The sequence below is a fragment of the Micromonospora tulbaghiae genome (assembly GCF_900091605.1).
GTDB classification, from domain to species: domain Bacteria; phylum Actinomycetota; class Actinomycetes; order Mycobacteriales; family Micromonosporaceae; genus Micromonospora; species Micromonospora tulbaghiae.
The window spans coordinates 48975-75545 of the sequence record NZ_FMCQ01000004.1; the positions used below are offsets into that span (position 1 = coordinate 48975).

The 26571-nt window shown below is 72.2% G+C and carries 22 protein-coding genes; 8 read left to right on the forward strand and 14 right to left on the reverse strand.

Annotation, left to right across the window (positions count from 1 at the left end):
* Window positions 1–112 precede the first annotated feature (112 nt).
* From GA0070562_RS13010 to GA0070562_RS13055, 10 genes are all read right to left on the reverse strand, one after another.
* Window positions 113–3817: a reprolysin-like metallopeptidase gene (locus tag GA0070562_RS13010; RefSeq protein ID WP_254663789.1), complete on the reverse strand. Its 3705-nt coding sequence runs from the start codon at window positions 3815–3817 to the stop codon at window positions 113–115.
* Between the two features lie 354 nt (window positions 3818–4171).
* Window positions 4172–4852, reverse strand: a complete 681-nt coding sequence (locus GA0070562_RS13015; protein WP_091420391.1) for a LysE family transporter — start codon at window positions 4850–4852, stop codon at window positions 4172–4174.
* A 549-nt stretch (window positions 4853–5401) separates the two neighbouring features.
* On the reverse strand, window positions 5402–5839 hold the full coding sequence (locus GA0070562_RS13020) for a metal-sulfur cluster assembly factor (protein ID WP_172967963.1): 438 nt from the start codon (window positions 5837–5839) through the stop codon (window positions 5402–5404).
* On the reverse strand, window positions 5836–6309 hold the full coding sequence (sufU, locus tag GA0070562_RS13025) for a Fe-S cluster assembly sulfur transfer protein SufU (RefSeq protein WP_091420393.1): 474 nt from the start codon (window positions 6307–6309) through the stop codon (window positions 5836–5838). Before sufU ends, GA0070562_RS13020 begins: the two co-directional genes overlap by 4 nt.
* A 42-nt stretch (window positions 6310–6351) precedes the next feature.
* Window positions 6352–7656 carry a cysteine desulfurase gene (locus GA0070562_RS13030; protein WP_091420395.1) on the reverse strand — a complete coding sequence of 435 codons (1305 nt, stop codon included), beginning with the start codon at window positions 7654–7656 and terminating at the stop codon, window positions 6352–6354.
* 8 nt (window positions 7657–7664) lie between these two features.
* A complete protein-coding gene (sufC, locus tag GA0070562_RS13035; protein WP_013287444.1) occupies window positions 7665–8438 on the reverse strand; it encodes a Fe-S cluster assembly ATPase SufC in 774 nt (257 codons plus the stop codon).
* Window positions 8438–8782 carry a non-heme iron oxygenase ferredoxin subunit gene (locus GA0070562_RS13040; protein WP_091420398.1) on the reverse strand — a complete coding sequence of 115 codons (345 nt, stop codon included), beginning with the start codon at window positions 8780–8782 and terminating at the stop codon, window positions 8438–8440. The genes sufC and GA0070562_RS13040 overlap by 1 nt, the downstream gene beginning before the upstream one ends.
* Window positions 8782–9924: a Fe-S cluster assembly protein SufD gene (gene sufD / locus GA0070562_RS13045; protein WP_091420400.1), complete on the reverse strand. Its 1143-nt coding sequence runs from the start codon at window positions 9922–9924 to the stop codon at window positions 8782–8784. Before sufD ends, GA0070562_RS13040 begins: the two co-directional genes overlap by 1 nt.
* 58 nt (window positions 9925–9982) lie before the next feature.
* Entirely contained in the window at window positions 9983–11413 is a 1431-nt protein-coding gene (sufB, locus tag GA0070562_RS13050; protein WP_073831403.1) for a Fe-S cluster assembly protein SufB, read from the reverse strand.
* On the reverse strand, window positions 11410–12186 hold the full coding sequence (locus GA0070562_RS13055) for a helix-turn-helix transcriptional regulator (protein ID WP_091420402.1): 777 nt from the start codon (window positions 12184–12186) through the stop codon (window positions 11410–11412). Before GA0070562_RS13055 ends, sufB begins: the two co-directional genes overlap by 4 nt.
* Window positions 12187–12284: 98 nt before the next feature.
* Between GA0070562_RS13055 and GA0070562_RS13060 the strand changes: the two genes are divergently transcribed.
* Window positions 12285–13247 (forward strand): COX15/CtaA family protein, encoded by a 963-nt coding sequence (locus GA0070562_RS13060; protein ID WP_175438731.1) that lies wholly within the window; start codon window positions 12285–12287, stop codon window positions 13245–13247.
* A 73-nt stretch (window positions 13248–13320) separates the two neighbouring features.
* Entirely contained in the window at window positions 13321–14988 is a 1668-nt protein-coding gene (locus GA0070562_RS13065; RefSeq protein WP_091420407.1) for a right-handed parallel beta-helix repeat-containing protein, read from the forward strand.
* 53 nt (window positions 14989–15041) lie between these two features.
* On the opposite strand, the gene GA0070562_RS13070 is transcribed toward GA0070562_RS13065, so the two are convergent.
* The 3 genes from GA0070562_RS13070 to GA0070562_RS13080 all read right to left on the reverse strand — a co-directional run bounded on the left by GA0070562_RS13070 (window position 15042) and on the right by GA0070562_RS13080 (window position 17477).
* Complete coding sequence (locus GA0070562_RS13070) at window positions 15042–15956, reverse strand: ATP-grasp domain-containing protein (protein ID WP_091420409.1); 915 nt, start codon at window positions 15954–15956, stop codon at window positions 15042–15044.
* A gap of 10 nt (window positions 15957–15966) precedes the next feature.
* Complete coding sequence (locus GA0070562_RS13075; protein ID WP_013287454.1) at window positions 15967–16299, reverse strand: hypothetical protein; 333 nt, start codon at window positions 16297–16299, stop codon at window positions 15967–15969.
* Window positions 16300–16517: 218 nt separating this feature from the next.
* Entirely contained in the window at window positions 16518–17477 is a 960-nt protein-coding gene (locus tag GA0070562_RS13080; RefSeq protein WP_091420411.1) for a heme o synthase, read from the reverse strand.
* A 263-nt stretch (window positions 17478–17740) separates the two neighbouring features.
* On the opposite strand from GA0070562_RS13080, the gene tkt reads away from it, so the two are divergent.
* The 6 genes from tkt to pgl all read left to right on the forward strand — a co-directional run bounded on the left by tkt (window position 17741) and on the right by pgl (window position 26150).
* Window positions 17741–19879 (forward strand): transketolase, encoded by a 2139-nt coding sequence (gene tkt / locus GA0070562_RS13085; RefSeq protein WP_091420413.1) that lies wholly within the window; start codon window positions 17741–17743, stop codon window positions 19877–19879.
* A gap of 16 nt (window positions 19880–19895) precedes the next feature.
* Entirely contained in the window at window positions 19896–21074 is a 1179-nt protein-coding gene (gene tal / locus GA0070562_RS13090; RefSeq protein WP_091421924.1) for a transaldolase, read from the forward strand.
* Window positions 21075–21160: 86 nt separating this feature from the next.
* Window positions 21161–22732, forward strand: a complete 1572-nt coding sequence (locus tag GA0070562_RS13095) for a glucose-6-phosphate isomerase (RefSeq protein ID WP_091420415.1) — start codon at window positions 21161–21163, stop codon at window positions 22730–22732.
* A gap of 2 nt (window positions 22733–22734) precedes the next feature.
* Entirely contained in the window at window positions 22735–24297 is a 1563-nt protein-coding gene (gene zwf, locus GA0070562_RS13100; RefSeq protein ID WP_091420418.1) for a glucose-6-phosphate dehydrogenase, read from the forward strand.
* Window positions 24294–25310 (forward strand): glucose-6-phosphate dehydrogenase assembly protein OpcA, encoded by a 1017-nt coding sequence (locus GA0070562_RS13105; protein ID WP_091420420.1) that lies wholly within the window; start codon window positions 24294–24296, stop codon window positions 25308–25310. Before zwf ends, GA0070562_RS13105 begins: the two co-directional genes overlap by 4 nt.
* Before the next feature lie 69 nt (window positions 25311–25379).
* Window positions 25380–26150: a 6-phosphogluconolactonase gene (gene pgl / locus GA0070562_RS13110; RefSeq protein WP_091420423.1), complete on the forward strand. Its 771-nt coding sequence runs from the start codon at window positions 25380–25382 to the stop codon at window positions 26148–26150.
* A gap of 40 nt (window positions 26151–26190) precedes the next feature.
* Here the strand turns inward: pgl and GA0070562_RS13115 are convergent, their stop codons facing one another.
* Window positions 26191–26535: an RNA polymerase-binding protein RbpA gene (locus GA0070562_RS13115; protein ID WP_091420426.1), complete on the reverse strand. Its 345-nt coding sequence runs from the start codon at window positions 26533–26535 to the stop codon at window positions 26191–26193.
* Between the last annotated feature and the right edge of the window lie 36 nt (window positions 26536–26571).

Below are 26571 nucleotides of genomic sequence, written 5' to 3' on the forward strand. Positions count from 1 at the left end.
CTCAATCCGTTCACCGCCGGCCCACGGCTCCAATTCTGAAAAGCCGCCGGCCGGAAAAACGGAACGCGGGAGGACACCCGGTCCCGGTGTCCTCCCGCGTTTTCCGTGCGCGTCAGTGGACGGTGAGGTTGCCGCCCTTCAGCTTGACCTCGGCGGTCGCGCCGCCCGTCCAGTCGGACGACAGGAGCAGGGAGCCGCCCCGCCACAGGGTCACCCCGACGGTGTCGTTCCTGCCGGGGGCGCCCCGGTCGGTCACCGTCACGGCCAGGGTCAGGCCGGAGGCCACCAGCTTGCCCTTGTTGTCGTACAGGGCGGCCTGGTAGCGCACCTGGGCGACCTTGCCCGCCGAGGTGATGCCGAGCGCGTCGACGGTGCCTGCCTTGATCGTGTACGACTTCCCGCCGGAGCGGAACTCGACCTCGGCCTTGCCCGTGGCGGGCTTGTTCGCCTTGCCCGGCTTCGCGTTCAGCTCCACCTCGACGGTGGAGTTCACGTCGGCCGGGTAGGTCCCCGCCGAGCGGGTGGCGGTGAACTCGCCGCCGCCGGTGAGGAACCCGCCGTCGGAGACGGCGACAGTCACCTGGGTGGTGGTGCTGCCCGTGTAGTTGCCGTCCACGGTTGCGGTGACCGTGTGCGTGCCCGTCGGCAGGGTGGCCGTGCACGCCGCGGACGCGGTGGTGGTGGCCGTGCCGAGCAGGTCGAGCACACCGGTGCAGAGCGTCACGCCACCCTTGGTGAAGGTGACGGTGGCGGTACGGACGTCACCGGCTGTGGTGTCCGTCGCCCCGGGCAGCACCGAGCTGTCCCGGACCACGGCGCGCAGCAGAGCCTGGCCGGACGCGCCGCCGGTCGCGGTGTTGACGAGCGTGTCACCGGCCCAGCTGACGGCCGCGTCCTCGGCGGCGACGGTGACTGTGAACGACGTGCTGCCGGTCAGCCCGGAGCCGTCGGACACGGTCACGGTGACCGGGTAGTCACCCGGGGCCGCCGTGGTGGTGCCGGCGACCGTCCAGGTGCGCGACCCGGGCCGGGCGTCCGTCGTCGAGGTGCTCTCGACGGCCAGGGACAGGCCGGCGGGCAGCCCGGTGGCCGCAGCGGTCAGGTCCGCGCCGGCGGTGTCGCCGTCGGTCGCGGTGACCGTCACGGCCGGCGAGAGCGCGTCGCTGTACTGCACCCGTACGCCGCCGTCCGGGGCGGTGGTGGTGACGACCGGGGCGGACCGGATGGTGAAGTCGGCGTCGTTGACGTCGAAGAAGACGTTGCCGACCGCCTCGATCTTGATCCGGGCCTTCTCGGTCGCCACGTTCGGCAGCGTCACCGTCGCGGTGCCGGTGTTCGCGGTCTGCTCGGCCAGCACGTACGGGAAGGTCTGCCCGCCGTCGGCGGACAGCGAGATCTTCACCTGGGCGGCGTTCACCGGCGCCACGTCGGTGCCGGCGACGTCCCACGTCACGGTCTGGGTCGAGCCGCCGTCCAGAACGGCCGCGGTGTCCTGCGAGGTCACCAGGAACGGACCGGCGTCCGGCGCCAGCACCACGGCGACGTCGGCGCTGCCGATGCCGCCGCCACCCAGCCGCCCGTCCCGGGCGGTGAGCTTGAAGTGCAGCGTCCGGTCACCGGCCATGCCGACCCAGTCGCGGGTGGGCAGGAACTCCGAGTAGCAGTCGACCAGCTCGGCGGGCACGTTCGAGGCGCCACCGGTGGCCGGCGGCGCAGGCGGGGCCGGGCAGGTGCCGGTGGCGGCGTTGGTGTTGCCCGCCAGGATCTGCGCCATGTCCGGGAAGACCCGGGTCGAGTCGGTGGTGACCGAGTTCAGACCCGGCGAGTGGTACCTCAGCGTGTCGGTCGGCGACACGATCGCCGCCTCGCCGAACACCCGGAACAGCGGACCGTTGACCTTCGTGTTGTTCGTCAGCGCGGTGCCGGTCGTGGCGCCCCTGTCGTTCTGCTCCCACAGGTACGTGACCGTGTCGCCGTCGGCGTCGGTGGCGCTGCCGGTCAGCGCGAACGGCGTACGCACCGGAATGGTGACGGCCTCCGGGACGGTGACCACCGGGGCGTGGTTGGTGGTCTCCTCGACCAGCCAGCCGCCGTTGTCGATGGCGCCGCCCTTGGCCGTCTCGCCGACGAAACCGGAGGCGCCGGAGACGCCGGTAAGCTCCAGCGACGCCACGTTCGTGGTCGCCAGCGTGCCGCCGAAGGTCACCTGGAAGCCGTTGTCGTTGAGCGTGCCGCTGCCACCGAAGGCGGCCACGGTGACGGTCGCGCCGGCCGGCCAGCCGGCGATGCCCTCGATGGCGGCCTTGATGCCGGCGGTGGTGTAGTTGACGCCCCGAACGATCGGCGCCGAGCCGGTGCCCGCGTAGCTGATGGTGAACGAGTCACCGTCGGCGTCGAACCCGTACAGCGAGACGTTCTGCACCTCGTTGATCGCCGGACGGTTCGAGGTGACGTAGTTGGTGATCTCGGTGTAGCTGCGGTGCGACCAGTACGGGTCGCTGTGCGGCTGGAGGTTGTCCTGCTGGCAGATGCCCGCGTACGCCATGATCGACGAACCGCTGCCCGGCTCGTACGAGTTGGCCGCGCTGCGGTTGCCGCCCGAGCAGTTGTACTGGGTGCCGTTGAAGGTGTGGTTGCCGGCGAACTGGTGACCCATCTCGTGCGAGACGTAGTCGACCGCGTAGAAGTCGCCGACCGGCGTCGGCAGGCCGGTGCAGCCCTGCGCCTTGCCGTTGCCGCCGATCACGCCGAGGCTCGCCACGCCGCCGCCGTTGACGCCCAGGCCGACGTGGCCCACGTCGTAGTTGCTCGCGCCGACCAGCTGGCCGAGCACGATCCGGTTACGGCTGAGCGTGCCGCTGCCGCAGGAGGTGAGCTGCGCCGGCGTGAAGCAGGCCGCCGCGCCGCACGGGCCGTTCGGCTCGGTGGCCAGGGCCGGCGTGTTCAGGTTGGTCTTGTCGGTGTCGTTGATCAGGACGAGCCGGATCGCGGTCTCGTCCTCGTAGATCTGGGTGACCCGGTTCATCAGCGTCACCTTGGCGGCGGTGACGTTCTCCGCGCCGAAGTAGGTGGCGTACGACGGGTCGGTCACCAGCGCCACCCGGTAGGTGCGCAGCTTCACCAGCGGCCCGGCCGGGACCTCCGCCTCGGCGATCTCCTCGGCCAGGGCGTGCGCCTCCTGCGTGACGTCCTCACGCTCGACGAACTCACCCTCGGGGTGCTCCAGGTCGCGGGCGAAGTAGCTCGCGTACAGACTCTGGTCGCGCTGGTAGTACGGGTCGATGTACCAGTTGCCCTCGGTCGAACGGACCGAGGCGTGGAACCCGAGCGGGGTGAGGTCCGCGCGGATGGTCGCGGTCGGGTCGTCCAGGCCCTTGCCGGCGTACGTGGTGATCTCCGGATGCCTGGCGGCCAGGCCGGCCTCCATGACCGGCGAGTCGACCAGCTCGAAACGCTGGAACGTGCCGTCCGGAGCGGGCAGCGACACCACCTGCTTCGGCACGCGGGCCACCGCCACGCGCTTCTCGGCCGGCGCGTTGTCCAGCAGCCCCTTCATGGTGCCGCGGTCCAGCTTGTACGCGGCCAGCCGCTTGGCCTTGACAGCGGCCTTGCGGCCCGCCTTGGTGGTCGCCGGCTTGCCGTCCACCTTCTGCCACGGTCCGTGGACAGCGGGTGCGGCGGAGACGGGCGCGGGCGCCGCGAGAACGGGAAGCGTCGCCGCGGCCAGCGCGGCGACGAGGAGGGCAGCGGTCCGTCCGCGCCGCGGCAGGCCGGCGGGTTGCCGGTCGCGCGGCGGACGCCCCAGGGTGATCCTCAAGTCTTCCCCCTGTGCGGTCGGGTGTGGACCGACGCATGACCGGCGGAGATGACCGGACGTACGTGAACGGTCCACAGATTGTTCCGTGACCCTAGGACCACTCGCGACTCCGGACATCACCCGGAAAGGTGATGCGGTTCTACCTGGACGGTGATCTACTCCGTCCCGGCCTGCGGGATCCGCGCTTCGCAAGGGCGCGCCGGCCGGCCTGACGGGCGAGGGCACCTGTGGCCGGACGCGGGACCGGGAATGGATCTTTCCGCCGACCGGAGCTGCCGTCTCGGCCGATCCCCCGGTAACGGATCATGAACGGCCCGGTAATCGGGCCGACACAAACGTGGCCGCCCTCTTCGATCAGACACCGAGCACTGTGGCGACCGCGAGGGCCGCGATGATGACGCTGGACAGCAGCGCGGTGACCCGCCGCCCACGGGGACCGGTGAGGGCCCGGCCGATCAGCGTGCCACCCCCGGCGATCAGCAACTGCCAGCTGGCCGAGGCGACGAACACCCCGAGGGTGAAGGCGGCCGCGCCCGACGGGCCGGAGCCGAGCACGTCACCCCGGCCGAGGACGAGCGCCACGAAGTAGACCACAGTGGCCGGGTTGAGCAGGGTCAGGGCGAGAACCGCGGCGAACGCCCGTACCGGCGTGTCCAGGCCACCCCGCGCGCTCGGCTGTTGCGAGGTGGGCGGCGTGCCCGGCTGTTGCGTCGTGGGCGGCGCGCCCGGCTGTTGCGTCGTGGGTGGTGGGCGCAGCGCGCGCCAGGCGGTGAGGACGGCGAGGGCCAGCAGCACCCCCGCGGCGAGCAGCCGCAGCGGACCCGCGAACGGCGCGAGCCCACTCGCCACCGCGGCGCCACCGAGCGCCGCCACTGCCGCGTAGAGACCGTCGGCGGTGGCCACGCCGAGCGCCGCCGCCGACCCGACCCGGAACGAGGTACGCGCACTGAGCCCGAGGATGAGGATCGCGATCGCGCCGACCGGGATGGCGACGCCGTAGCCGGCGACCAGGCCGGCGAGGAACGCCCCGGTCACGACGACGGGTGGTGGGGCGAGGCGGCCGGCGGCAGGGTGCGCTGTCGGCGTGCGGCCATGGCCGCACGGACAGAAACCTGCTTCGGGTACGCCTCGATCACGCCCTCATCCTGCGACCCCCTCCCCCACCCCGCCACCCATTTCCACCCCGCCGCCGTCCCCCTCCCCCACCCGCCCCCTCTTCCCCGGCGATCTTGCACTTACGGCCCTGGAGACAGTCGGAATGTCCGATCCGCCCGGGCAGGATGTGCAAGATCGCCGGGGAGCTCCGGCCCGGACTGGAGATCTTGGTAGGAAAGGGCCCTCATAGGGGCCGTTTCGTACCAAGATCTTCGGGGTCCTGACGAGTGGACGCGGGCGCTCGGCAGCTGGGACGCGGTCTTGAAGGTGGGATGGCGGACCTGGTGGGACGGCGGAACGAAGTAGTGCCGAGGGATTCAGAAAGGAGACGGGACGGGGAGTCGGGGGGCGAGGGCGAGGGCGGGAAGCAGTGCGGGCGCGGCACCCCTTGGTAGGGGTGCCGCGCCCGCAGCGGTGACCGGGGAACGGTCAGACGTTGAAGCCGAGCGAGCGGAGCTGATCGCGCCCCTCGTCGGTGATCTTGTCGGGGCCCCACGGCGGCAGCCACACCCAGTTGATCCGGATGTCGTTGACGAGGCCGCCGCCGGGACCGGTGGTCAGCGCCTGCCGGGCCTGGTCCTCGATCACGTCGGTCAGCGGGCAGGCCGCCGAGGTCAGCGTCATGTCCAGGGTGGCGACGTTCTCGTCGTCGACGTGGACGCCGTACACCAGGCCCAGGTCGACCACGTTGATGCCCAACTCCGGGTCGACGACGTCCTTCATCGCCTCCTCGATGTCACCGATCGCGGCCTTGCCGCCGGCCGGCGCCGCCGCACCCGCGGCCGCGCCGTCAGCAACAGCCCCGTTGACGGCCGTGCCGTCCGTTGCCACCGCGCCGGCCTCGGGGGTCATGTTCTCGTCGCTCATGCCTTCACCTCCGGGCTCACGCCCACCCCGGCGCGTGCCGCGGCGTCCTTGAACGCCATCCACGACAACAGCGCGCACTTGACCCGGGCCGGAAAGCGCGCGACACCCGCGAACGCCACCCCGTCTCCGAGCACGTCCTCGTCCGGCGTGACCTGGCCCCGTCCGGACATCAACTCCACGAACGCCTCGTGCACCACAGCGGCGTCGCTCGCGGCCCTGCCGCGCAGCAGCTCGTGCAGGATGCTCGCCGACGCCTGGCTGATCGAGCAGCCCATCCCGTCGTACGAGATGTCGGTGAACACGCTGCCGTCGGTCGCCACCCGTACGGTGATCTCGTCGCCGCAGGTCGGGTTGACGTGGTGCGCCTCGCCGACCCGGGCGGCCGGGTCCGCCGCGTCCCGCAGGCCGCGGCCGTGCGGGTGCTTGTAGTGGTCCAGGATGATCTCCTGATAAAGAGAATCAAGTTGCATCAGGCTGAGCTCCTGTCGACTCGCGGACTCCTGCGTCGCCGCTCACTCGAACACCTTCCGCACCTGCTCCAGACCCGCCACCAGGGCGTCGATCTCCGCGGTGGTGTTGTACAGGTAGAACGACGCCCGCGTCGTCGCCGGCACCCCGAACCGGGTGCACACCGGCCGGGCGCAGTGGTGGCCCACCCGCACCTGCACGCCGAGCGAGTCGAGCACCTGCCCGACGTCGTGCGGGTGCACGTCACCGAGCGCGAAGGAGATCGTCCCGCCCCGGCCGACCGGCACCGTCGGACCGAAGATCCGCAGGCCGGGCACTGTGGCGAGGGCGTCCAGCGCGTACGCCGTCAGCTCCTTCTCATGCCACTGGATGGCCGGCATGCCGATCGCGGTGAGGTAGTCCACCGCCGCGCCGAGCGCCACCGCCTCGGCGATCGGCGGGGTGCCCGCCTCGAACCGGGCCGGCGGCGCGGCGAACGTCGAGCCCGCCATCGTGACCGTCTCGATCATCGAGCCGCCACCCATCACCGGGGGCATCGCGGCGAGCAGCTCGCCCCGGCCCCAGAGCACGCCGATGCCGGTCGGCCCGCACATCTTGTGCCCGGTGAAGACGATGAAGTCGGCGTCGTAGTCGACCACGTCCATCGGCAGGTGCGGCACCGACTGCGAGCAGTCGAGCAGCAGCAGCGCGCCGACCTCACGCACCCGCGCGGTGATCCGCGAGGTGGCGTTGACGGTGCCGAGGATGTTCGACATGTGCACCAGCGAGACGATCTTCGTCCGCTCGGTGACCAGGTCGTCCAGGCCGGACTCGTCGAGCCGGCCCTGGTCGGTGACCGGGAACCAGCGCAGGGTCGCGCCGGTACGCTCCGCCAGCAGCTGCCACGGGACGATGTTCGAGTGGTGCTCCATCTCGGAGATCACGATCTCGTCGCCGGGGCCCAGCCGGAACCGCGGGTCGCCGTCCGGGCGCAGCGAGGCGTTGGAGAACGCGTACGCCACGAGGTTGATCGCCTCGGTGGAGTTCTTGGTGAACACCACCTCGTCCACGCTCGGCGCGTTGATGAACGCGGCGATCTTCGCCCGCGCGCCCTCGTACGCCTCGGTCGCCTCGGTGCCCAGCGTGTGCACCGAGCGCGACACGTTGGCGTTGTGCATCGCGTAGTGCTCGGCGAGCACGTCGAGCACCTGCCGCGGCTTGTGCGAGGTGTTCGCGCTGTCCAGGTAGACGAGCGGGTGACCGTTGACCTCCCGGTCGAGGATCGGGAAGTCGGCCCGCACCTTCGCCACGTCGAAGCGCGGCACGTCGTCGTACTGCGGCATGCCCGCCGGGATGGCCATCGAGGTCATGTCGAGTCTCAGGCCCGCGCCGCGCCGGCCCCGGCGACGTACCGCTCGTAGCCCTCTTCCTCGAGCTTGTCGGCCAGCTCCCGGCCGCCCTGCTCGACGATCCGGCCGGCCACGAAGACGTGCACGAAGTCCGGCTTGATGTAGCGCAGGATGCGGGTGTAGTGGGTGATCAGCAGCAGGCCGGTGTCGCCGGTGTCGCGTACCCGGTTCACGCCCTCGCTGACCACGCGCAGCGCGTCCACGTCCAGGCCGGAGTCGGTCTCGTCGAGGATGGCCATCTTCGGCTTGAGCAGCTCCAGCTGCACGATCTCGTGCCGCTTCTTCTCGCCGCCGGAGAAGCCCTCGTTGACGTTGCGCTGGGCGAACGCCGGGTCCATCTGGAGCTTCTCCATGGCGCCGCGCAGCTCGCCGGCCCAGGTGCGCAGCTTCGGCGCCTCGCCGTCGATGGCGGTCTTGGCGGTACGCAGGAAGTTGGCCACGGACACGCCGGGAACCTCGACCGGGTACTGCATGGCCAGGAAGAGGCCGGCGCGGGCCCGCTCGTCGACGGACATGGACAGCACGTCCTCGCCGTCGAGGGTCACCTCGCCGCCGGTGATCTCGTACTTCGGGTGACCGGCGATCGAGTACGCCAGCGTGGACTTGCCGGAGCCGTTCGGGCCCATGATGGCGTGCGTCTCGCCGGAGCGCACGGTCAGGTCGACCCCGTGCAGGATCGGCTTGAGCTCACCCTCGGGCAGCTTGACCGACACCTTCAGGTCGCGGATCTCCAGGGTGCTCATCAGCGGGTCACTCCATTGCTCGGCAGCGGACGGCCGTCGCCGTCCACGGAAAGGTAGATGTCGCCGTCGCGGACTTCGACGGAATAGACGGGTACGGGTTCGGTCGCGGGCAGCCCGGTCGGCTCACCGGTACGCAGGTCGAAACGGGATCCGTGCAGCCAGCATTCCAGCGTGCAGCCCTCGACCTCGCCCTCGGACAGCGCCACGGCGGCGTGCGAGCACTCGTCGCGCACCGCGTAGAACACGTCGTCCTCGCCGTGCACGATCGCGACCTGCACGCCGTCCACGTCGGCGCTGATCGCGGTGCCCTTCGGCACGTCCTCGGTGGAGCAGATCTTGAGCATCAGGCGCCGGCCTTCGCCAGCCGGGCCTCGATGGCGTCGCCCAGGCGCTCGCGCAGGTCCTCGACCGGGATCTTGTTGATCAGCTCGGCGAAGAAGCCGCGCACCACCAGGCGCCGCGCCTCGGCCTCCGGGATGCCCCGGGCCATCAGGTAGAACAGCTGCTCGTCGTCGAACCGGCCGGTCGCGCTGGCGTGCCCGGCGCCGGCGATCTCGCCGGTCTCGATCTCCAGGTTGGGTACGGAGTCGGCCCGCGCGCCGTCGGTGAGCAGCAGGTTCCGGTTGATCTCGTACGTGTCGGTGCCCGTCGCCTCGGCCCGGATCAGCACGTCGCCGACCCAGACCGTGTGCGCGTCGTCGCCCTGCAGCGCGCCCCGGTAGCCGACGTTGCTGCGGCAGTCCGGCACGGTGTGGTCGACCAGCTGCCGGTGCTCCAGGTGCTGGCCGGAGTCGGCGAAGTAGACGCCGTACAGCTCGGCCTCGCCGCCGCGCTGGGTGTACTCCACCGACGTGTACTGCCGGACCAGGTCGCCGCCGAGGCTGACCTGCACGTGCAGGATCCGGGCGTCGCGGCCCAGCCGCACCTTGAGGTGCTGCGCCTGCACCGCGTCGTCGGCCCAGTCGGCGACCGTGACCAGGGTCAGCTTTGCCCCGTCGCCCACCGACACCTCGACGTTGTCGGCCAGCGTGGCCGAGCCGACGTGCTCGATCACCACTGTGGCCTCGGCGAACCGGTCCACCTCGACGAACGTGTGGCCGAAGGCGAGGGCCTCGGCGTTCTCGCCGACCACCCGCAGGCGCACCGGCTGCTCCACCACCGCGTCGCGGTCGACCCGCACCAGCAGCGCGCCGTCGGCACCGCCGTACGCGAGCGCGCTGACCCGGTCGAACGGGGTGAGCACGCTGCCGACCCGGGGGTCGTCCCGGCCGATCCGGTCGACGGTGACGCCCTCGGGCAGGTCACCGTACTCGTGCCGGACCGCGCCGGTCGCGCCCTGCGCCGACGCGGTCAGGCCGCGCAGGCGCTTGAGCGGGGTGAAGCGCCACTCCTCCTCCAGGCCGGTCAGGGCCGGGAAGTCGGCGACGTCGTACGAGCGGAGCGCCTGCGACTTGGTCGTGGGCGGCGCGGAAGCCTGGGTAGTCATCTCTTCCTTGGTCTGTTCTGAGACGAGGTGTCAGTGGGGCGGAGGGCGGCGGCCGGCGTCAGCCGACCGCGCCCTCCATCTGCAGCTCGATCAGGCGGTTGAGCTCCAGCGCGTACTCCATCGGGAGCTCCTTGGCGATCGGCTCGATGAAGCCGCGCACGATCATCGCCATCGCCTCGTCCTCGCTCAGGCCCCGGCTCATCAGGTAGAAGAGCTGGTCCTCGCTGACCTTGGAGACGGTCGCCTCGTGCCCCATCGACACGTCGTCCTCGCGGATGTCGACGTACGGGTAGGTGTCGGAGCGGGAGATCGTGTCGACCAGGAGCGCGTCGCACTTGACGGTGCTCTTGCTGCTGGTCGAGCCCTCCAGCACCTGCACCAGACCGCGGTACGAGGTGCGGCCGCCGCCCCGGGCGATCGACTTCGACACGATGGTCGAGGAGGTGTGCGGCGCGGCGTGCACCATCTTGGCGCCGGCGTCCTGGTGCTGGCCCTCACCGGCCATGGCCACCGAGAGCACCTCGCCCTTGGCGTGCTCGCCGGTCATGTAGACCGCCGGGTACTTCATGGTGACCTTGGAGCCGATGTTGCCGTCGACCCACTCCATGGTCGCGCCCTCGTGGCACACGGCGCGCTTGGTGACCAGGTTGTAGACGTTGTTCGACCAGTTCTGGATGGTCGTGTACCGGCACCGGGCGTTCTTCTTGACGATGATCTCCACGACCGCGCTGTGCAGCGAGTCGGAGGAGTAGATGGGCGCGGTGCAGCCCTCGACGTAGTGCACGTACGCGCCCTCGTCGACGATGATCAGCGTCCGCTCGAACTGGCCCATGTTCTCCGTGTTGATCCGGAAGTAGGCCTGCAGCGGGATGTCCACGTGCACGCCCTTCGGCACGTAGATGAACGAGCCACCGGACCAGACGGAGGTGTTCAGCGCGGCGAACTTGTTGTCGCCGACCGGGATGACCGTGCCGAAGTACTCCTTGAACAGGTCCTCGTGCTCCTTGAGCGCGGTGTCAGTGTCGAGGAAGACCACGCCCTGCTCCTCCAGATCCTCGCGGATCTGGTGGTAGACGACCTCGGACTCGTACTGCGCCGCGACACCGGCGACCAGGCGCTGCTTCTCCGCCTCCGGGATGCCGAGCTTGTCGTAGGTGTTCTTGATGTCCTCGGGCAGCTCCTCCCAGGAGGTGGCCTGCTTCTCGGTGGACCGCACGAAGTACTTGATGTTGTCGAAGTCGATCCCGGTGAGGTCGGCGCCCCAGTTCGGCATCGGCTTGCGGCCGAACAGGCGCAGGCCCTTGAGCCGCAGGTCGAGCATCCAGGCCGGCTCGTTCTTCTTGGCCGAGATGTCCCGCACCACCGCCTCGCTGAGGCCGCGCTGGGCGGACGCCCCGGCGACGTCGGGGTCGGCCCAGCCGTACTCGTAACGGCCGAGGGCCGCGAGCTGCTCCTCCTGGGTCAGGGGCTGGACGATCTGCTCGGTCATCTATCTGTCCTCACAGTGGTGACGGTGGAACCGGACTGGGCGGGAATGTGCGTGGTGCACACGCCGTCGCCGTGCGCGATGGTGGCCAGGCGCTGTACGTGAGTGCCGACCAGACGGGAGATCACTTCGGTCTCGGCCTCGCACAGCTGAGGGAACTCGGCGGCCACGTGCGCCACCGGGCAGTGGTGCTGGCAGAGCTGGCCGCCGGAGGCGATCGTGGACGCGTTGGCAGCGTAACCCTCGGCGGTCAGCGCGCCGGCGAGTGCCTCCGCCCGCGCGAGCGGGGCGTCTCCGGCGTCCTCCATGGCCGCCCGGCAGCGGGTCTCCAGCGCGGAGACCTGCTCGGCCGCGAACGCCGCGACCGCCTCGGTGCCGCCGGTGCGGGCGATCCACCGCAGCGCGGCGGTGGCCATGTTGTCGTAGTGGTGAGTGCCGCAGCGACCGCGGCCCGCCTCGGTGAGCGCGAAGACCTTGGCCGGGCGACCGCGCCCGCGACTGCCGCGGACGGTCTGGTCGCGGGCGACCACGTCACCGTCGGCCAGCATCGCGTCGAGGTGGCGGCGGATCGCGGCCGGGCTCAGGCCGAGCGCCGTGCCGAGCTGCGCGGCGGTGGTGGGACCACGCTCCAGCAGCAGCTGGGTGACCCGGTCGCGGGTCGACAGGTCGGCCGGAGCGGTCTCCCGCTCGCCGGGCCGTACGCCGCGACGTGCGCGCGAACCACCGGCGACCGGACCGGTCACCGGCGTTCGGGAGAGCGCCGCCGCGTTTTTCACAACGCCAACGTTACGTAATTCGCGGAGGGCCCGCAAACCCGGGGTCCGGTGATTCCGACCACCGGGGTGCCGGAGTCACCCGATCGGGATCAACTACGGTGCGTAGGATTCGCTCCGTGAAGCGATCCGTCCGGTTTCCGGTCTCCGCCACGCTGCTGCGCCGCCTCGCGCTCGCCTCGATCATCGCGAACGTCGCGATCGTGGTCACCGGCGGGGCCGTCCGGCTCACCGCCTCCGGCCTCGGCTGCCCCACCTGGCCCCGGTGCACCGAGGACTCCTACACCACGACGCCCGAGATGGGCGTGTACGGGGTGATCGAGTTCGGCAACCGGCTGCTCACCTTCGCGGTCGGGATCATCGCGCTCGCCGTGGTGCTGGCCGTGCTGGCGCACCGCCCGCGCCGCCGCGGGACGCTGCCGCTAGCCGTGGGCGTGCTGTTCGGCATCCCCGCCCAGGCGGTCATCGGCGGCATCACGGTGCTCACCGACCTCAACCCGTGGGTGGTCGGGCTGCACTTCCTCGCCTCGATGGCGGTGATCGCGGTCGCGTACGCGCTCTGGCGGCGCATCAAGGACCCGGACGGGCCGGTGTCCCCGACCGTGCCGGCACCGCTGCGTACGCTCGCCTGGATCACCACCGCGGTGAGCGCGTCGGTGCTGGTGGTCGGCACGTGGGTGACCGGCAGCGGACCGCACGCCGGCGACCACGGCGCGGCCCGCAACGGCCTGGACCCGGCGGCGATCTCGCAGGTGCACGCCGACGGCGTCTTCCTGCTGATCGGCCTCTCGGTGGCGCTGTACTTCGCGTTCCGGGCGGTCGGCGCGGCGCGGGCGGCGCGGGCCGCGGCGGTGCTGATCGCGGTCGAGCTGGGCCAGGGCGTGATCGGCTTCGTCCAGTACTTCACCCACCTGCCCGCCGTGCTGGTCGGCGCGCACATGCTCGGCTCCTGCCTGGTGCTGCTGGCCACGCTGGGCGTGCTCTGGGCGACCCGGGAGCGGCTGCCGGCCACCCCGGCCGCGCCGGCCGCGCCCGCCGTCGAACGGGTGGGCGCCGCCGCCTGAGCGGGGCGTTACCCCGCGGCGGGAGCGGGAAAGCGGCACGGGCCACCGACCGTCCGCCCGAGGGGAGCTCCCCGTGTCGCACAAGAGCCTCTCCACCACCACCCCGCAACGGCTGACCCCGGTCGCCGGCGCGCCGCTGTGGTGCGACGCCCGCGAGTACGGCCTCACCGGCGACGGGGTCACCAACGACCAGCCCGCCCTGGCGGCGCTGGTGGACCGCCTCGGCGCCGGGTACGACGCCGACGGCCGGGCCCGGGTGATCTACTGCCCGCCCGGCCTCTACTCGATCCGCGACGCCGGGACCGTCTGGCGCAGCGGCGTCTCGCTGCTCGGCGCCGGGCCGGCCGCGACCCGCTTCCTGCTCAGCAACGAGGGCAACCGCAGCGCACCGGTCCCGCTCGCCTACTGGACGACTGTGCAGCACGGCGCGGACCGGGACCGGCACATCGCCGACTGCTCGTTCGCCGACTTCGAGATCGACGGCTCCGGCGTGGCCCAGACCGCCTACGACTACCTGGCCAAGGGGCTGGGCCTGCAGTACGTGGTACGCGGAGTCTTCCGCAACCTCTACATCCACCACACCGGTGCGACCGGCCTGGGCTGCGACTTCCTCCAGGACAGCCTGATCGACGGGGTGGTCGCGGTCGGGTGCGGCCGGCTGGACAACGGCGACCAGATGGGCGGCGCGGGGATCGGCGTCGGCATCGGCGGCTGGGGCGACGTGGAGCGACTCACCATCGCCAACTGCACCACCATCGGCAACGGCACCAACGGCATCTTCCTGGAGCTGCAGAAGGACTACTGGACCCCGCCCCGCGGCATCCGGATCATCGGCTGCCACAGCCAGGCCAACCGGTTCGGCATCTCCGACTGGGGCGCGGACGGGCTGATCGTCTCCGGCTGCACCATGACCAACAACCTGGAGGCCGGGTTCGACGTGTCGGGCAACGGCACCGCCGGCGTGGCCGGGCGCGGCGGCCTGGTCACCGGCTGCGTGATCGACTACAACGTCGGCGACGGCATCAGCATGGGCAACACCCCCGGCCCGTACGCGGTCCAGGCCAACCGGATCAGCCGCAACGGCGGTTTCGGCTACCACGAGCACGACCTGGGCCACGGCTACCGGGGCGCGGCGGCCGACGTGGTGATCCAGGACAACGACATCCGGGACAACGCGCTGGACGGCATCCGGATCGACCGGCCGATGCTCGACACGTCGATCGTCGGGAACCGGATCCGGGACAACGGCCGCCGCTCCGCCCCGGCCGAATCCGGCTCCGGCGAGGCGGTGCGGTACGGCCCGCGCGAGGTCACCGACGGCAACGCCGACTGGCCGGCCGGCGGGCACCGGGGCAAGGTGGTGCGGGTCGGCTCCCGCGACGCCGTGGTGTCCGACAACAGCGCCGACCGGCTCTCCCTGGCCGAGGTGCGCCCGGACGGCTCCACCGGGTGGAGCGCGGCCACGCCGGGGCCCGGCACGGCGTACGAGCTGCCGGACGCACCATCGGCCTGCGGCGGAATCACGATCGCCGCGCCGTTCGACTCGGCCACCGTGCGCGGCAACCGGATCTGGCACCGGGACGCCGACACCCAGGCGTACGGCATCTGGGTCACCGAGGCGGGCAGTTGCGTGTCGTGCGCGTTCGAGGACAACGACCTGGCCGGCACGGAGGCCGCGCTGCGGCTGGACACGCCGCCGATCGGTGGCCGCTGGGCGCGCAACCACAGCGACCGCGACTGAGCGTCGCGCCGGTGCCGGTGCGGGCCGCCGCGGCGCTCATCCGGCCGCTGGCCTCAGCGGCGAGCCAGGTGGGCGAGCACCGCGTCGGCGAGACGATCCGGTGCGCCGTCGGCGTACCCCACGAACAGGCTCGGCTCGGTCAGCTCCAGCTCGACCAGCACGGGCTCGCCGTCCGGGCCGGGGATCAGGTCGACGCGGGCGTAGAGCAGGCGGTCCGGGCCGCCGGGCACCACCGCGAGCACCTTCTCGGCCAGGGCCCGCTGCTCCGCCGTGGCGGCGCGGGCGTCGATCCGCTCCTCCTTGTAGAGGGCGGCCTCGCCCAGGTCCGGCCCGGTCAGCATCGGGCCCTTGCGGATGGCGTGGCTGAACGCCAGGCCGCCGGGGCCGGCCAGGAACAGCAGCGCGGTCTCCCCGGCGGTGTCCACCGCGCCGAGGTACGGCTGGACCATGGCGACCCGCCCGGCGCCGGAGAGCCGCCGTACGTGGGCCAGCGCCAGCTCGCGGTGCTCCGGGTCGGTCAGGTCGTAGCGGCCGGTGTCCTGGCTGCCCGCGCTGACCGCCGGCTTGATCACGTACTCGCCGCCGGCCGGTGGCGTCCACGCCTGCCCCGGCTCGACCCATTCCGTCGGGACGGTGGGCACTCCGGCGGCGGCGAGCTCGGACAGGTAGCGCTTGTCGGTGTTCCAGGCGACCACGTCGGCCGGGTTGACCAGGGCCGGCACGGTACGCGCCCAGGCCACGAACTCGTCCCGGCGCAGCGCGTAGTCCCACGGGGAGCGGAGCACGACCAGGTCGTACCCGGGCCAGTCGACGGCCGGGTCGTCCCAGATCGCGATCTCGGCGGTGACGCCGCGGTCCGCGAGCGGGCCGAGTGCGAGCCGGTCGTCCGGGTCGAGGTCGGGCAGCTCGGCGCAGGTGACGAAAGCGACCCGGGGTCTCCCCCGGGTCGACTGGTGGTGGTTGGTCATTCGGTATATGTCAACGGGCCATCGTGCGCCGGGCCATCGACCGCCACAGGTCGTTGCTCGGACGCATCTGGTCCATCAGTTCACGCTCCCAGGCGTTCTCGACGTCGACCCCGGCCTTCGCGCAGGCCTGCCGCGCGACGTCCGTGCCGTCGGCGAACTGGTCTGCCCATACCCCGTCGGAACCCACGAGGACGATCCGTGCGCCGCGCTTGCCGACGTACTCGATGACCGCCTTCGCGCCGCCGTGCCCGGCGGCGAACGACTTGATGCCCGCGACCAGGCCGTTGGGGGCCTGCTCGGCGGTCTTGTCAGCCGTCAGCGTCGTATCGGAACCATCTGCCATGACGCGAAGCCTAAGCAGAGTTCCACCCGGATGTGCGAGAACCATGAACTGAATGTGATGCCAATTACCCATCGGTTTAAGACGAACCACAGGTAATTCGCCCGTACATGTCGCTTAAACCTGGGCGAAGCGGACGGGCAGGATCGTCACAATCTGTCCGGGTTGAACCCGTCCGGGGAAGCCCGAAAAAAATTTCTGATGAACCGCCGGACGGCGGGTCAGATGAGCGCGTCGAGTGCGACGGCCGCGAAGAGGATCGTGAGGTACGTGGTGGACCAGTGGAACAGCCGCATCGGCTTGACCGCCTCGCCACGCGTCGCGCGCCGGCACAGCTTGTGCGCCTCGACGAGGAAGATGCCGCCGACCACGAGCGCCGTCACCCCGTAGATCGGGCTCATCCCGAGCGGCCAGACCGCCAGCGAGGAGAGCACCGTCAACCAGGAGAAGCCGATGATCTCGGCGTTGACCCGCCGGACCGAGGCCACTACCGGCAGCATCGGCACACCGGCGCGGGCGTAGTCGGCCTTGTACTTGATGGCCAGCGCGTAGAAGTGCGGCATCTGCCAGAAGAAGACCACAGCGAACAGACCCCACGCGGCCGGCGCCAGCGAGCCGGTGACAGCGGCCCAGCCGATCAGCACCGGCGCGGCGCCGCAGATGCCGCCCCAGAACGTGTTGGCGGCCGTGGTCCGCTTCAGCCACAGCGTGTAGACCAGGTCGTAGTAGGCGATCGCGGCGACCGTCAGCACCGTCGCCAGCCAGTTCGTCGTCGCCGCCATCAGCGCCACCGAGACGGCCGCCAGCACCAGGCCGAAGACCAGGGCGCTGCGCGGCGACACGGTGTGCGCGGGCAGCGGGCGGCGCTTGGTGCGCCGCATGAGCTGGTCGATGTCGCGGTCGATGTAGCAGTTGAGGACGCTCGCCGCGCCGGCCGCGAGCGAGCCGCCGACCAGCACCACGGCGACCAGCCACAGCGACGGCATCCCGCCGTGGGCGAGCATCATCGCCGGGACGGTGGTCACCAGCAGCAGCTCGACGATCCGTGGCTTGGTCAGCGTCACGTACGCCGCCACCACGGCGCGTACGTCCCGCCGGCCGCTCGCCGGCGCCTCCGCCACCGTGCCCACCGGCGACTGCCCGGCAGGGTTGCTGACGGGGCGCTCGGTGATCATGCTCACGGATTGCCACCTTCCGGCATTCGGCGGGGGAGGTCGTTCGGCCCGGACCCCTGGGGTCCACACACCGCCCCACACACTACGCGGCGTCGTTTTCGCTGCCCCGCGGACCCGGCAACGGTGCGAGCCGTCACACCTGGGGTTGAACGACCGAACGTCCGCGATCCGTACAGAACAGCATGCTGAGATCCGCGGGCGGACGTTTAGGACCGCTCGATAGGGTCATCAGTGAGGGTTCCGCCCATCTGCCGAGGAGCACAACCATCGTGGCTGCCAACCGACCCGAGCTTCCCGCTCTCAACTGGTCCGACCTCGACCGCAGGGCCGTCGACACGGTCCGCGTGCTGGCCATGGACGCCGTGGAGAAATCCGGCAACGGCCACCCGGGGACGGCGATGAGCCTCGCCCCGGTGGCGTACCTGCTCTTCAACCGGGTCATGCGGCACAACCCGGCCGACCCGAACTGGGCCGGACGCGACCGGTTCGTGCTCTCCGCCGGGCACTCCAGCCTGACGCTCTACATCCAGCTCTTCCTCTCCGGCTACCCGCTGGCGCTGGACGACCTCAAGGCGCTGCGCCAGTGGGGCTCGCTCACCCCGGGCCACCCGGAGCACGGCCACACCCCGGGCGTGGAGACCACCACCGGCCCGCTCGGCCAGGGCCTCGGCAACGCGGTCGGCATGGCCATGGCGGCCCGCCGTGAGCGCGGCCTGTTCGACCCGGAGCCGGACCGCGCCGACTCGCCGTTCCGGCACGACATCTGGTGCATCGCCTCCGACGGTGACATCGAGGAGGGCATCACCCACGAGGCCAGCGCGCTCGCCGGTCACCAGCAGCTCGGCAACCTCTGCGTGATCTACGACGACAACGAGATCTCGATCGAGGACGACACCCGTATCGCCAAGAGCGAGGACGTGGCGGCCCGCTACGAGGCATACGGCTGGCACGTGCAGACCGTCGACTGGCGCCGGGGCGACGCCGACCAGGGCGACTACCACGAGGACATCGAGGCGCTGTACCAGGCGCTGCTGGCCGCCAAGGCGGAGACCGGCCGGCCGTCGTTCATCGCGCTGCGCACGATCATCGGCTGGCCCGCGCCGAACAAGAAGAACACCGGCAAGATCCACGGCTCGGCGCTCGGCGCGGACGAGGTCAAGGCCACCAAGGAGATCCTCGGCTTCGACCCGCAGCGCACCTTCGAGATCGACGAGGAGGTGCTCGGGCACGCCCGTCAGGTGCTGGAGCGCGGCGCGCAGGAGCAGGCGGAGTGGACCACCGGATTCGACGCGTGGGCGCAGGCCAACCCGGAGCGCAAGGCGCTGTGGGACCGGATGGCCACCCGTACGCTGCCGACCGGCTGGACCGACGCGCTGCCGACCTTCGACGCGGACGCCAAGGGCGTCGCCACCCGCGCCGCCTCCGGCAAGATCCTGGAGGCCCTGGCGCCGGTGCTGCCCGAGCTGTGGGGCGGCTCGGCCGACCTGGCCGAGAGCAACAACACCACCATGAAGGGCGAGCCGTCGTTCGTCCCGGCCGCGCACGCCACCAAGGACTTCCCTGGCGACGAGTACGGCCGCACGCTCCACTTCGGCATCCGCGAGCACGCCATGGGCTCGATCCTCAACGGCATCGCCCTGCACGGCGGCACCCGCCCGTACGGCGGCACGTTCCTGGTGTTCAGCGACTACATGCGCCCGGCGGTGCGGCTGGCCGCGCTGATGAAGCTGCCGGTGACGTACGTCTGGACGCACGACTCGATCGGCCTCGGCGAGGACGGCCCGACGCACCAGCCGATCGAGCACCTGACCGCGCTGCGGGCCATCCCCGGCCTGGACGTGGTCCGCCCGGCCGACGCCAACGAGACGGTCTGGGCGTGGCGGCAGGCGCTGGAGCACACCGACCGGCCGACCGCGCTGGCGCTCAGCCGCCAGGCACTGCCGACGTTCGACCGCACCGACCTGGGCGGCGCCGAGGGCGTCGCCAAGGGCGGGTACGTGCTGGCCGAGGCGTCGAACGGCAAGCCGCAGGTGATCCTGGTCGGCACCGGCTCCGAGGTGCAGCTCTGCCTCACCGCGCGGGAGCGGCTGGAGGCCGACGGCACCCCCACCCGGGTCGTCTCCATGCCCTGCCAGGAGTGGTTCTTCGCCCAGGACGAGGCGTACCGGGAGTCGGTGCTGCCTCGCGGGGTAAAGGCACGGGTGAGCGTGGAGGCGGGCATCGCGATGTCCTGGCGGGCGATCGTCGGCGACAGCGGCGAGTGCGTGAGCATCGAGCACTACGGCGCCAGCGCGCCGCACACCGTGCTCTTCGAGCAGTTCGGGTTCACCCCCGACCGGATCGTGGCCGCCGCGCACGCGGCGCTGGCCCGGGTGGGCGACATCACCGGTTTCACGACCGGCAACTGAGGGGAGCGTGGACGGCATGACGGACAGGCTGAAGGAACTCCAGGGCGCCGGGGTGGCGATCTGGCTCGACGATCTTTCCCGGGTACGGCTGAGCTCCGGCGGGCTGGACAAGCTGCGCCGGGAGAGCCACGTCGCCGGGGTGACCACCAACCCGACGATCTTCGCGAAGGCGCTGAGCGACGCCGACGAGTACGACTGGCAGCTTCGTGACCTCGCCGCTCGCGGCGTGGACGTCGAGGAGGCGGTCCGCATGCTCACCACGTACGACGTGCGGTGGGCCTGCGACGTGATGCGCCCGTCGTACGACGCCAGCGGCGGCGTGGACGGCCGGGTGTCGATCGAGGTGGACCCCCGCTCGGCGCACGACGCGTCGAAGACCGTCGCCGAGGCCAAGGCGCTGTGGTGGCTGGTCGACCGGCCGAACCTGTTCATCAAGATCCCGGCCACCGAGGAGGGCCTGCCCGCGATCACCGCGACGCTGGCCGAGGGGATCAGCGTCAACGTCACGCTGATCTTCGGCCTGGACCGGTACTCGCAGGTGATGGACGCCTTCCTGGCCGGCCTGGAGCAGGCACAGGCGAACGGGCACGACCTGTCGAAGATCGGCTCGGTCGCCTCGTTCTTCGTCTCCCGGGTCGACAGCGAGGTGGACAAGCGGCTGGAGAAGATCGGCTCGGACCAGGCCAAGGCGCTGCGCGGCAAGGCCGCCGTCGCCAACGCCCGGCTGGCGTACGAGCGCTACGGCGAGGTCTTCTCCTCGGCACGCTGGCAGAAGCTGGCCGACGCGGGCGCCCACCCGCAGCGCCCGCTCTGGGCCTCCACGTCGACGAAGAACCCGGACTACCGGGACGTCATCTACGTCGAGGAGCTGATCGCGCCCGGCACCGTGAACACCATGCCGGAACCGGTCATCCACGCCTACGCCGAGCACGGCGAGACGAAGCCGGACACCGTCACCGTCGCGTACGACGACGCCCGCCAGGTCTTCGCCGACCTCCAGTCGGTGGGCGTGGACCTGTCCGACGTGATCGCCACGCTGGAGCGCGAGGGCGTGGAGAAGTTCGAGGCCAGCTGGGTGGAGCTGCTGGAGGGGGTCAAGAAGTCCCTCGCCGAGGCGGCCAAGGGTTCGGGCAGCCCGCACCGGGCCGCCGAGGGCAACGCGCAGGCGGCCCAGCAGGCCGGCGGCAACGCGTGACCGACGGCGTCCGACGCGTCCCGGGGCCGGGCCCCGGGACGCGTCGCGCCGTACCGTGGAAGCGGTGACACGGGTGAGGGGATGCCGTGAGTGACCTGCTGGCCGGGCGGGCGGACATCGCCGCCGGTCTGGCCGTGCGCGGCGCGGACGCGGTCGGCGCGTCCGTGCGGGCCACGCTCGTCTCCCACGACGTCCCGGCCCGGCTCGCCGCCGCGGACCCGGCCCTCTGGGGGCCCGCCGCCGAGCCGGCGGCCCTCACCCGGCTGGGCTGGCTGCACGCCCACCGGCACAGCCGGGATCTGCTCCCCCAGCTCGCCGAACTGGCCGCCGAGCTGGACGACCTGGACCACGTGGTGCTGGCCGGCGCCGGCGGCGACACGCTCGCCGCCGAGGTGCTGGCCGAGTGCCTGGGCCGGCCGCTCACAGTGCTCGACACCGCCGATCCGGGGCCGGTGCGGGCCGCGCTCGCCGACCGCCCGGCACGTACCCTCCTGGTGCTCGCCGCCCGGCACGGCCTCGACCGGACCACCGACGCCCACCTGCGGGCCTACCGGCAGGCGTGGGCGGACGAGGGCCCGGACGCCGCCCGGCACGTCGTGGTGGTCACCGAGCCCGGCTCGGAACTCGCGGCACGCGCCGACGAGCTGGGCGCGGTGGTGATCCCGGCGGAGCCCGGCGTGGCCGGGCCGTGGGCCGCGCTCACCGCGTTCGGCCTGGTCCCGGCCGCGCTGGCCGGCGCGCCGGTGGCCGAGGTGCTGGACGAGGCCGAGGCGCTCACCGGCGCGCTCGACCGGGACCGGGACAACCCGGCCCTGGCGCTCGGCGCGGCCCTGGGCGCGGCGCCCGGAACCGGCCGGGACACGATCGCGCTGGTCCCCGACGGCACCGGCCTCGACGGTCTGGGCCGCTGGGCCGGCGCGCTGCTCGCCGACGCGACGGGCGGACGGGTGCTGCCGGTGGTCTCGGAGTCCCCGGACTCCCCCGGCGCCACCGGTCCGGGCGTGCTCACAGTCGGTCTCGGCGGTGCCCTCGGCGCCGGTGTCGGACCGGGCGTGGCCGCCGACGTCGCGGTCAACGGTCCGCTCGGCGCGCACCTGCTCACCTGGGCCTATGCCGCCGCAGCCGCCGCGGTGACGCTGCGGGCCGACCCGTTCGCCGCGCCGCCCGAGCCGGTGGACGACGACGCGGCGCCGGAGAGCGGGCCGCCGTCGTCGGTCGAGGGCCCGATCGAGGTGTACGCCCCGAGCGGCGCCCCGGCCGACCTGACCGGCGCGCTGCGCTGGCTGCTCGACGGGCTGGGCGAACGGGAACACCTCGTGGTGACCGCGTACCTCGACCGGCACGCCGACGCGGCGGTCACCGGGCTGCGCCCGCTGCTGGCGCGGGCCGCCGGACGCCCGGTCACCTTCGGCTGGGGGCCGCGCCGGCCGCAACACACCGACCCGCACGGCCGCCACCTCCAGATCACCGGTGCGGTCACCGATGATCTGGAGGTGCCCGGCCGTCCGTACACCTTCGCGCAGCTCCAGGCGGCCCAGGCCGCCGGCGACCGGCGGGCCCTGGCCGGCCGGGAGCGACCGGTGCTGCGACTGCACCTGACCGAGCGGGCGGCGGGTGTCGCCCAGCTCCTGGAAACGGCCGGACGGACACGCACGTGACGATGAATGACCTGGAATCAGCGGACCGAGACGCAGGAGGAGGTGGCCCGGTGAACCCGCTGCGCGATCCGCAGGACCGGCGGCTGCCCCGGATCCCCGAGCCGTGTGCCCTGGTGATCTTCGGGGTGACGGGCGACCTGGCCCGCAAGAAGCTGCTGCCGGCGGTCTACGACCTGGCCAACCGAGGGCTCCTGCCGCCCGGCTTCGTGGTCCTGGGCTTCGCCCGCCGGGACTGGGGCGACGGCGACTTCGAGTCGGTGGCGCACGACGCGGCCAAGAAGCACGCCCGTACCCCGTGGCGGGAGGAGGTGTGGGCCCGGCTCGCCGGCAACATCAAGTTCGTCGGCGGCTCGTTCGACGACGACGCCGCGTTCGACCAGCTCGCCGCCACGCTCGACGAGCTGCGCGACTCGCACGGCATCCCCGGCAACGCGGCCTTCTACTTCTCCATCCCCCCGGCGGCCTTCCCGGTGGTGCTCAAGCAGCTCGCCCGCACCGGCATGGCGGACAACGCCAAGTCCGGCGGCTGGCGGCGGGTCGTGGTGGAGAAGCCGTTCGGCAACGACCTGCCGTCGGCCAAGGCGCTCAACGACCTGGTCGACGACGTCTTCACCCGCCAGGACGTGTTCCGGATCGACCACTACCTGGGCAAGGAGACGGTCCAGAACATCCTGGCGCTGCGGTTCGCGAACAACCTGTTCGAGCCGCTGTGGAACTCCAAGTACGTCGACTCGGTGCAGATCACCATGGCCGAGGACGTCGGTATCGGCACCCGCGCTGCCTTCTACGACTCGGTCGGCACCGCCCGCGACGTGCTCCAGAACCACCTGCTCCAACTGCTCGCCCTGGTCGCCATGGAGGAGCCGACGAGCTTCGACGCCGACGAGATCCGGGCCGAGAAGCTCAAGGTGCTCAAGGCGATCACCGTTCCGCACGACGTCTCCGAGGACACCGTGCGCGGCCAGTACCTGCCCGGCTGGGTGGGCGGCGAGCGCGCCAAGGGCTACCTGGAGGAGGAGGGCGTCCCGGAGGGCTCCACCACCGAGACGTACGTGGCGGTGAAGCTGGGCATCCAGAACCGCCGCTGGGCCGGGGTGCCGTTCTACATCCGGGCCGGCAAGCGGCTGCCCCGGCGGGTCACCGAGGTGGCCATCATGTTCAAGAAGGCTCCGCACCTGCCGTTCAACGCCGCCGACATGGAGTCCCTCGGCCCCAACCAGCTCGTCATCCGGGTGCAGCCGGACGAGGGCGTGGTGCTGAAGTTCGGCTCCAAGGTGCCGGGCACGACGATGGAGGTCCGCGACATCGCGATGGACTTCCAGTACGGCGAGGCGTTCACCGAGTCCAGCCCCGAGGCGTACGAGCGGCTGGTGCTGGACGTGCTGATCGGCGACCGGACGCTGTTCCCGGACGCCGCCGAGGTGGAGCAGAGCTGGCAGGTCGTCGACCCGCTGGAGCACGCCTGGGAGGGCACGACCCCGGAGCCGTACCGGGCCGGTGAGTGGGGGCCCCGGGCCGCCGACGAGATGCTGGCCCGCGAGGGCCGGGCTTGGAGAAGAGCATGATCGGGCTGTGGGACACCACCGGCAACGAGGTGGTCAAGGCGCTGGCCGCGGAGCGGCGTAGCGCGGGCGGGGTGGCCAGTGGCATGGCGCTCACGCTGATCGTGGTGGTGGACGAGAAGCGGGTACGCGAGGCGGAGGCGGCGGCCACCATCGCCGCGGCGGCGCATCCGTGCCGGCTGCTCGTGGTGGTCCGCTCCGACGTGGAGCGCGACCGCAACCGGCTGGACGCGGAGATCGTCGTGGGTGGCCGGCTCGGGCCGTGCGAGGCGGTGGTGACCCGGATGTACGGGCGGCTCGCGCTGCACGCCGAGTCGGTGGTGATGCCGCTGCTGGTGCCGGACGTGCCGGTGGTGACGTGGTGGCACGGCGAGCCGCCCGCGGAGATCTCCACCGACTTCCTCGGCGTGGTCGCGGACCGGCGGATCACCGACTCGGCGCAGGCCGCCGACCCGATCGCCGCGCTGAGGCAGCGGGCCCACGACTACGCTCCGGGCGACACCGACCTGGCGTGGACCCGGATCACCCCGTGGCGCACGCTCGTGGCGGGCGCGTTCGACACCACTCAGGCCCGGGTCACCGAGGCCAGCGTGGTGGCTCCCCCGTCGGACCCGACGGCGGCGCTGATGCGCGGCTGGCTGAAGGCCCGGCTCGGCATCGACCCGGTCCTGACCGCCACCGACGAGTTCCCCCGGATGCGCCAGGTGCAGTTGCGCTGCGCCAACGGCGACGAGCTGACGCTCACGCGGGACGACAGCATCGCGGTGTTCCGGCGTACCGGGCAGGAGGACCGCACGCTGCCGCTGGTGCGCCGGCCGCTCGGTGACGAGCTGGCCGAGGAGCTGCGCCGCCTCGACGCCGACCAGGTGTACGCGGAGGCGCTCGGCGCTGCGGCCGGGATCACCGGGCTCGACGAGCGCCCGGTCCAGCGGGTGCACGTGTGGAAGGATCCGGCGACCGCCCAGCGGGCCGAGGCCGGCGTGACCGCGCACGCGGGCGCGACCGCGAACGAGTGACCGCCCGGATCGGGCGGTCGGAGGCACAGGTGACCGCCGGTGGGCGGTCGGAACACGAGGGCACGACGGATGACTGAGGCGAGTGTCGCCGTACACGCCGACCCCGACCTGCTGGCGCAGGCGGTGGCGGCCCGGCTGGTGGTGAAGCTGCTCGACGCGCAGGCCGAGCGCGGTCAGGCGTCTGTGGTCCTGACCGGCGGGCGGATCGCCGCGGCCGTGTACCGGGCGGTCGGGCAGCTGCCCGCCCGGGACGCGGTCGACTGGTCCCGGGTCGACGTGTGGTGGGGCGACGAGCGGTTCCTGCCCGCCGGCGACCTGGAACGCAACGAGACGCAGGCGCGGGCGGCGCTGCTGGACACGGTGCCGCTCGACCCGGCCCGGGTGCATCCGATGCCGGCGTCGGACGGCCCTGCGGGTGACGACCCGGAGGCGGCCGCCGCCGGGTACGCGCGGGAGCTGGCCGCCGCCGCCCGGCCCGGGAACGCGATCGTGCCGCACTTCGACGTGCTGATGCTCGGCGTCGGCGAGGACGGGCACGTGGCGTCGGTGTTCCCGGAGCACCCGGTGCACCACGACAACCGACCGGTCAGCGCGGTGCGGGGCAGCCCGAAGCCGCCGCCGGTGCGGACCACGCTGACCCTGCCGACGATCAACACGGCCGAGGAGGTCTGGCTGATCGCCGCCGGCGCGGACAAGGCCCGGGCGGTGGGCATGGCGCTGGCCGGGGCCGGGCCGGTGCAGCTGCCGGCCGCCGGGGTGCAGGGGGTCTCCCGTACCCTCTGGCTCCTCGACCGGGCCGCGGCGGCGAACGTGCCGCCACGCCTGCGTAGCCTCCGCTGAGCCGGCCGTGGAGGGCCCGGACGGGCCCTCCACGGCCGGCTCAGGCGCGGCCGCGGCGTCGGCGCAGCGCGTCGAGGGCCTCGGCGAGCAGCGCCTCACCCTCCTCCGGCGTACGCCGCTCCTGCACGTACGCCAGGTGGGTCTTGTACGGCTCGGCGCGCTGGCGGCCCGGCGGGTCGCCCGGGTCGGGGCCGGCCGGCTCGCCGCAGCGGGGGCACTCCCAGGAGGCGGGCGTCTCCGCCTCGGCGGCGATCAGGAACTCGACCCGGTGCCCGTGGCGGCACCAGTAGACGACCGGTCGGCGCGGCGCGGGCTCGACCCGCTGGTCGAACCGCTCGGGGGCGGACCCGACCCGGGTGCCGCGGATGACGTTGTTGCTGGGCACGGTTGCTCGCTCCCTGTCGTCGGAGGGGACCGCCGC

Bases quoted from the DNA above. Each gene is read 5' to 3' on its own strand.
- GA0070562_RS13020 (WP_172967963.1), bottom strand. From the start codon at position 5,839: ATGAGCGACGAGAACATGACCCCCGAGGCCGGCGCGGTGGCAACGGAC.
- sufU (WP_091420393.1), bottom strand. From the start codon at position 6,309: ATGCAACTTGATTCTCTTTATCAGGAGATCATCCTGGACCACTACAAG.
- GA0070562_RS13030 (WP_091420395.1), bottom strand. From the start codon at position 7,656: ATGACCTCGATGGCCATCCCGGCGGGCATGCCGCAGTACGACGACGTG.
- sufC (WP_013287444.1), bottom strand. From the start codon at position 8,438: ATGAGCACCCTGGAGATCCGCGACCTGAAGGTGTCGGTCAAGCTGCCC.
- GA0070562_RS13040 (WP_091420398.1), bottom strand. From the start codon at position 8,782: ATGCTCAAGATCTGCTCCACCGAGGACGTGCCGAAGGGCACCGCGATC.
- sufD (WP_091420400.1), bottom strand. From the start codon at position 9,924: ATGACTACCCAGGCTTCCGCGCCGCCCACGACCAAGTCGCAGGCGCTC.
- sufB (WP_073831403.1), bottom strand. From the start codon at position 11,413: ATGACCGAGCAGATCGTCCAGCCCCTGACCCAGGAGGAGCAGCTCGCG.
- GA0070562_RS13070 (WP_091420409.1), bottom strand. From the start codon at position 15,956: ATGACCAACCACCACCAGTCGACCCGGGGGAGACCCCGGGTCGCTTTC.
- GA0070562_RS13075 (WP_013287454.1), bottom strand. From the start codon at position 16,299: ATGGCAGATGGTTCCGATACGACGCTGACGGCTGACAAGACCGCCGAG.
- tal (WP_091421924.1), top strand. From the start codon at position 19,896: ATGACGGACAGGCTGAAGGAACTCCAGGGCGCCGGGGTGGCGATCTGG.
- zwf (WP_091420418.1), top strand. From the start codon at position 22,735: ATGAATGACCTGGAATCAGCGGACCGAGACGCAGGAGGAGGTGGCCCG.
- GA0070562_RS13105 (WP_091420420.1), top strand. From the start codon at position 24,294: ATGATCGGGCTGTGGGACACCACCGGCAACGAGGTGGTCAAGGCGCTG.
- pgl (WP_091420423.1), top strand. From the start codon at position 25,380: ATGACTGAGGCGAGTGTCGCCGTACACGCCGACCCCGACCTGCTGGCG.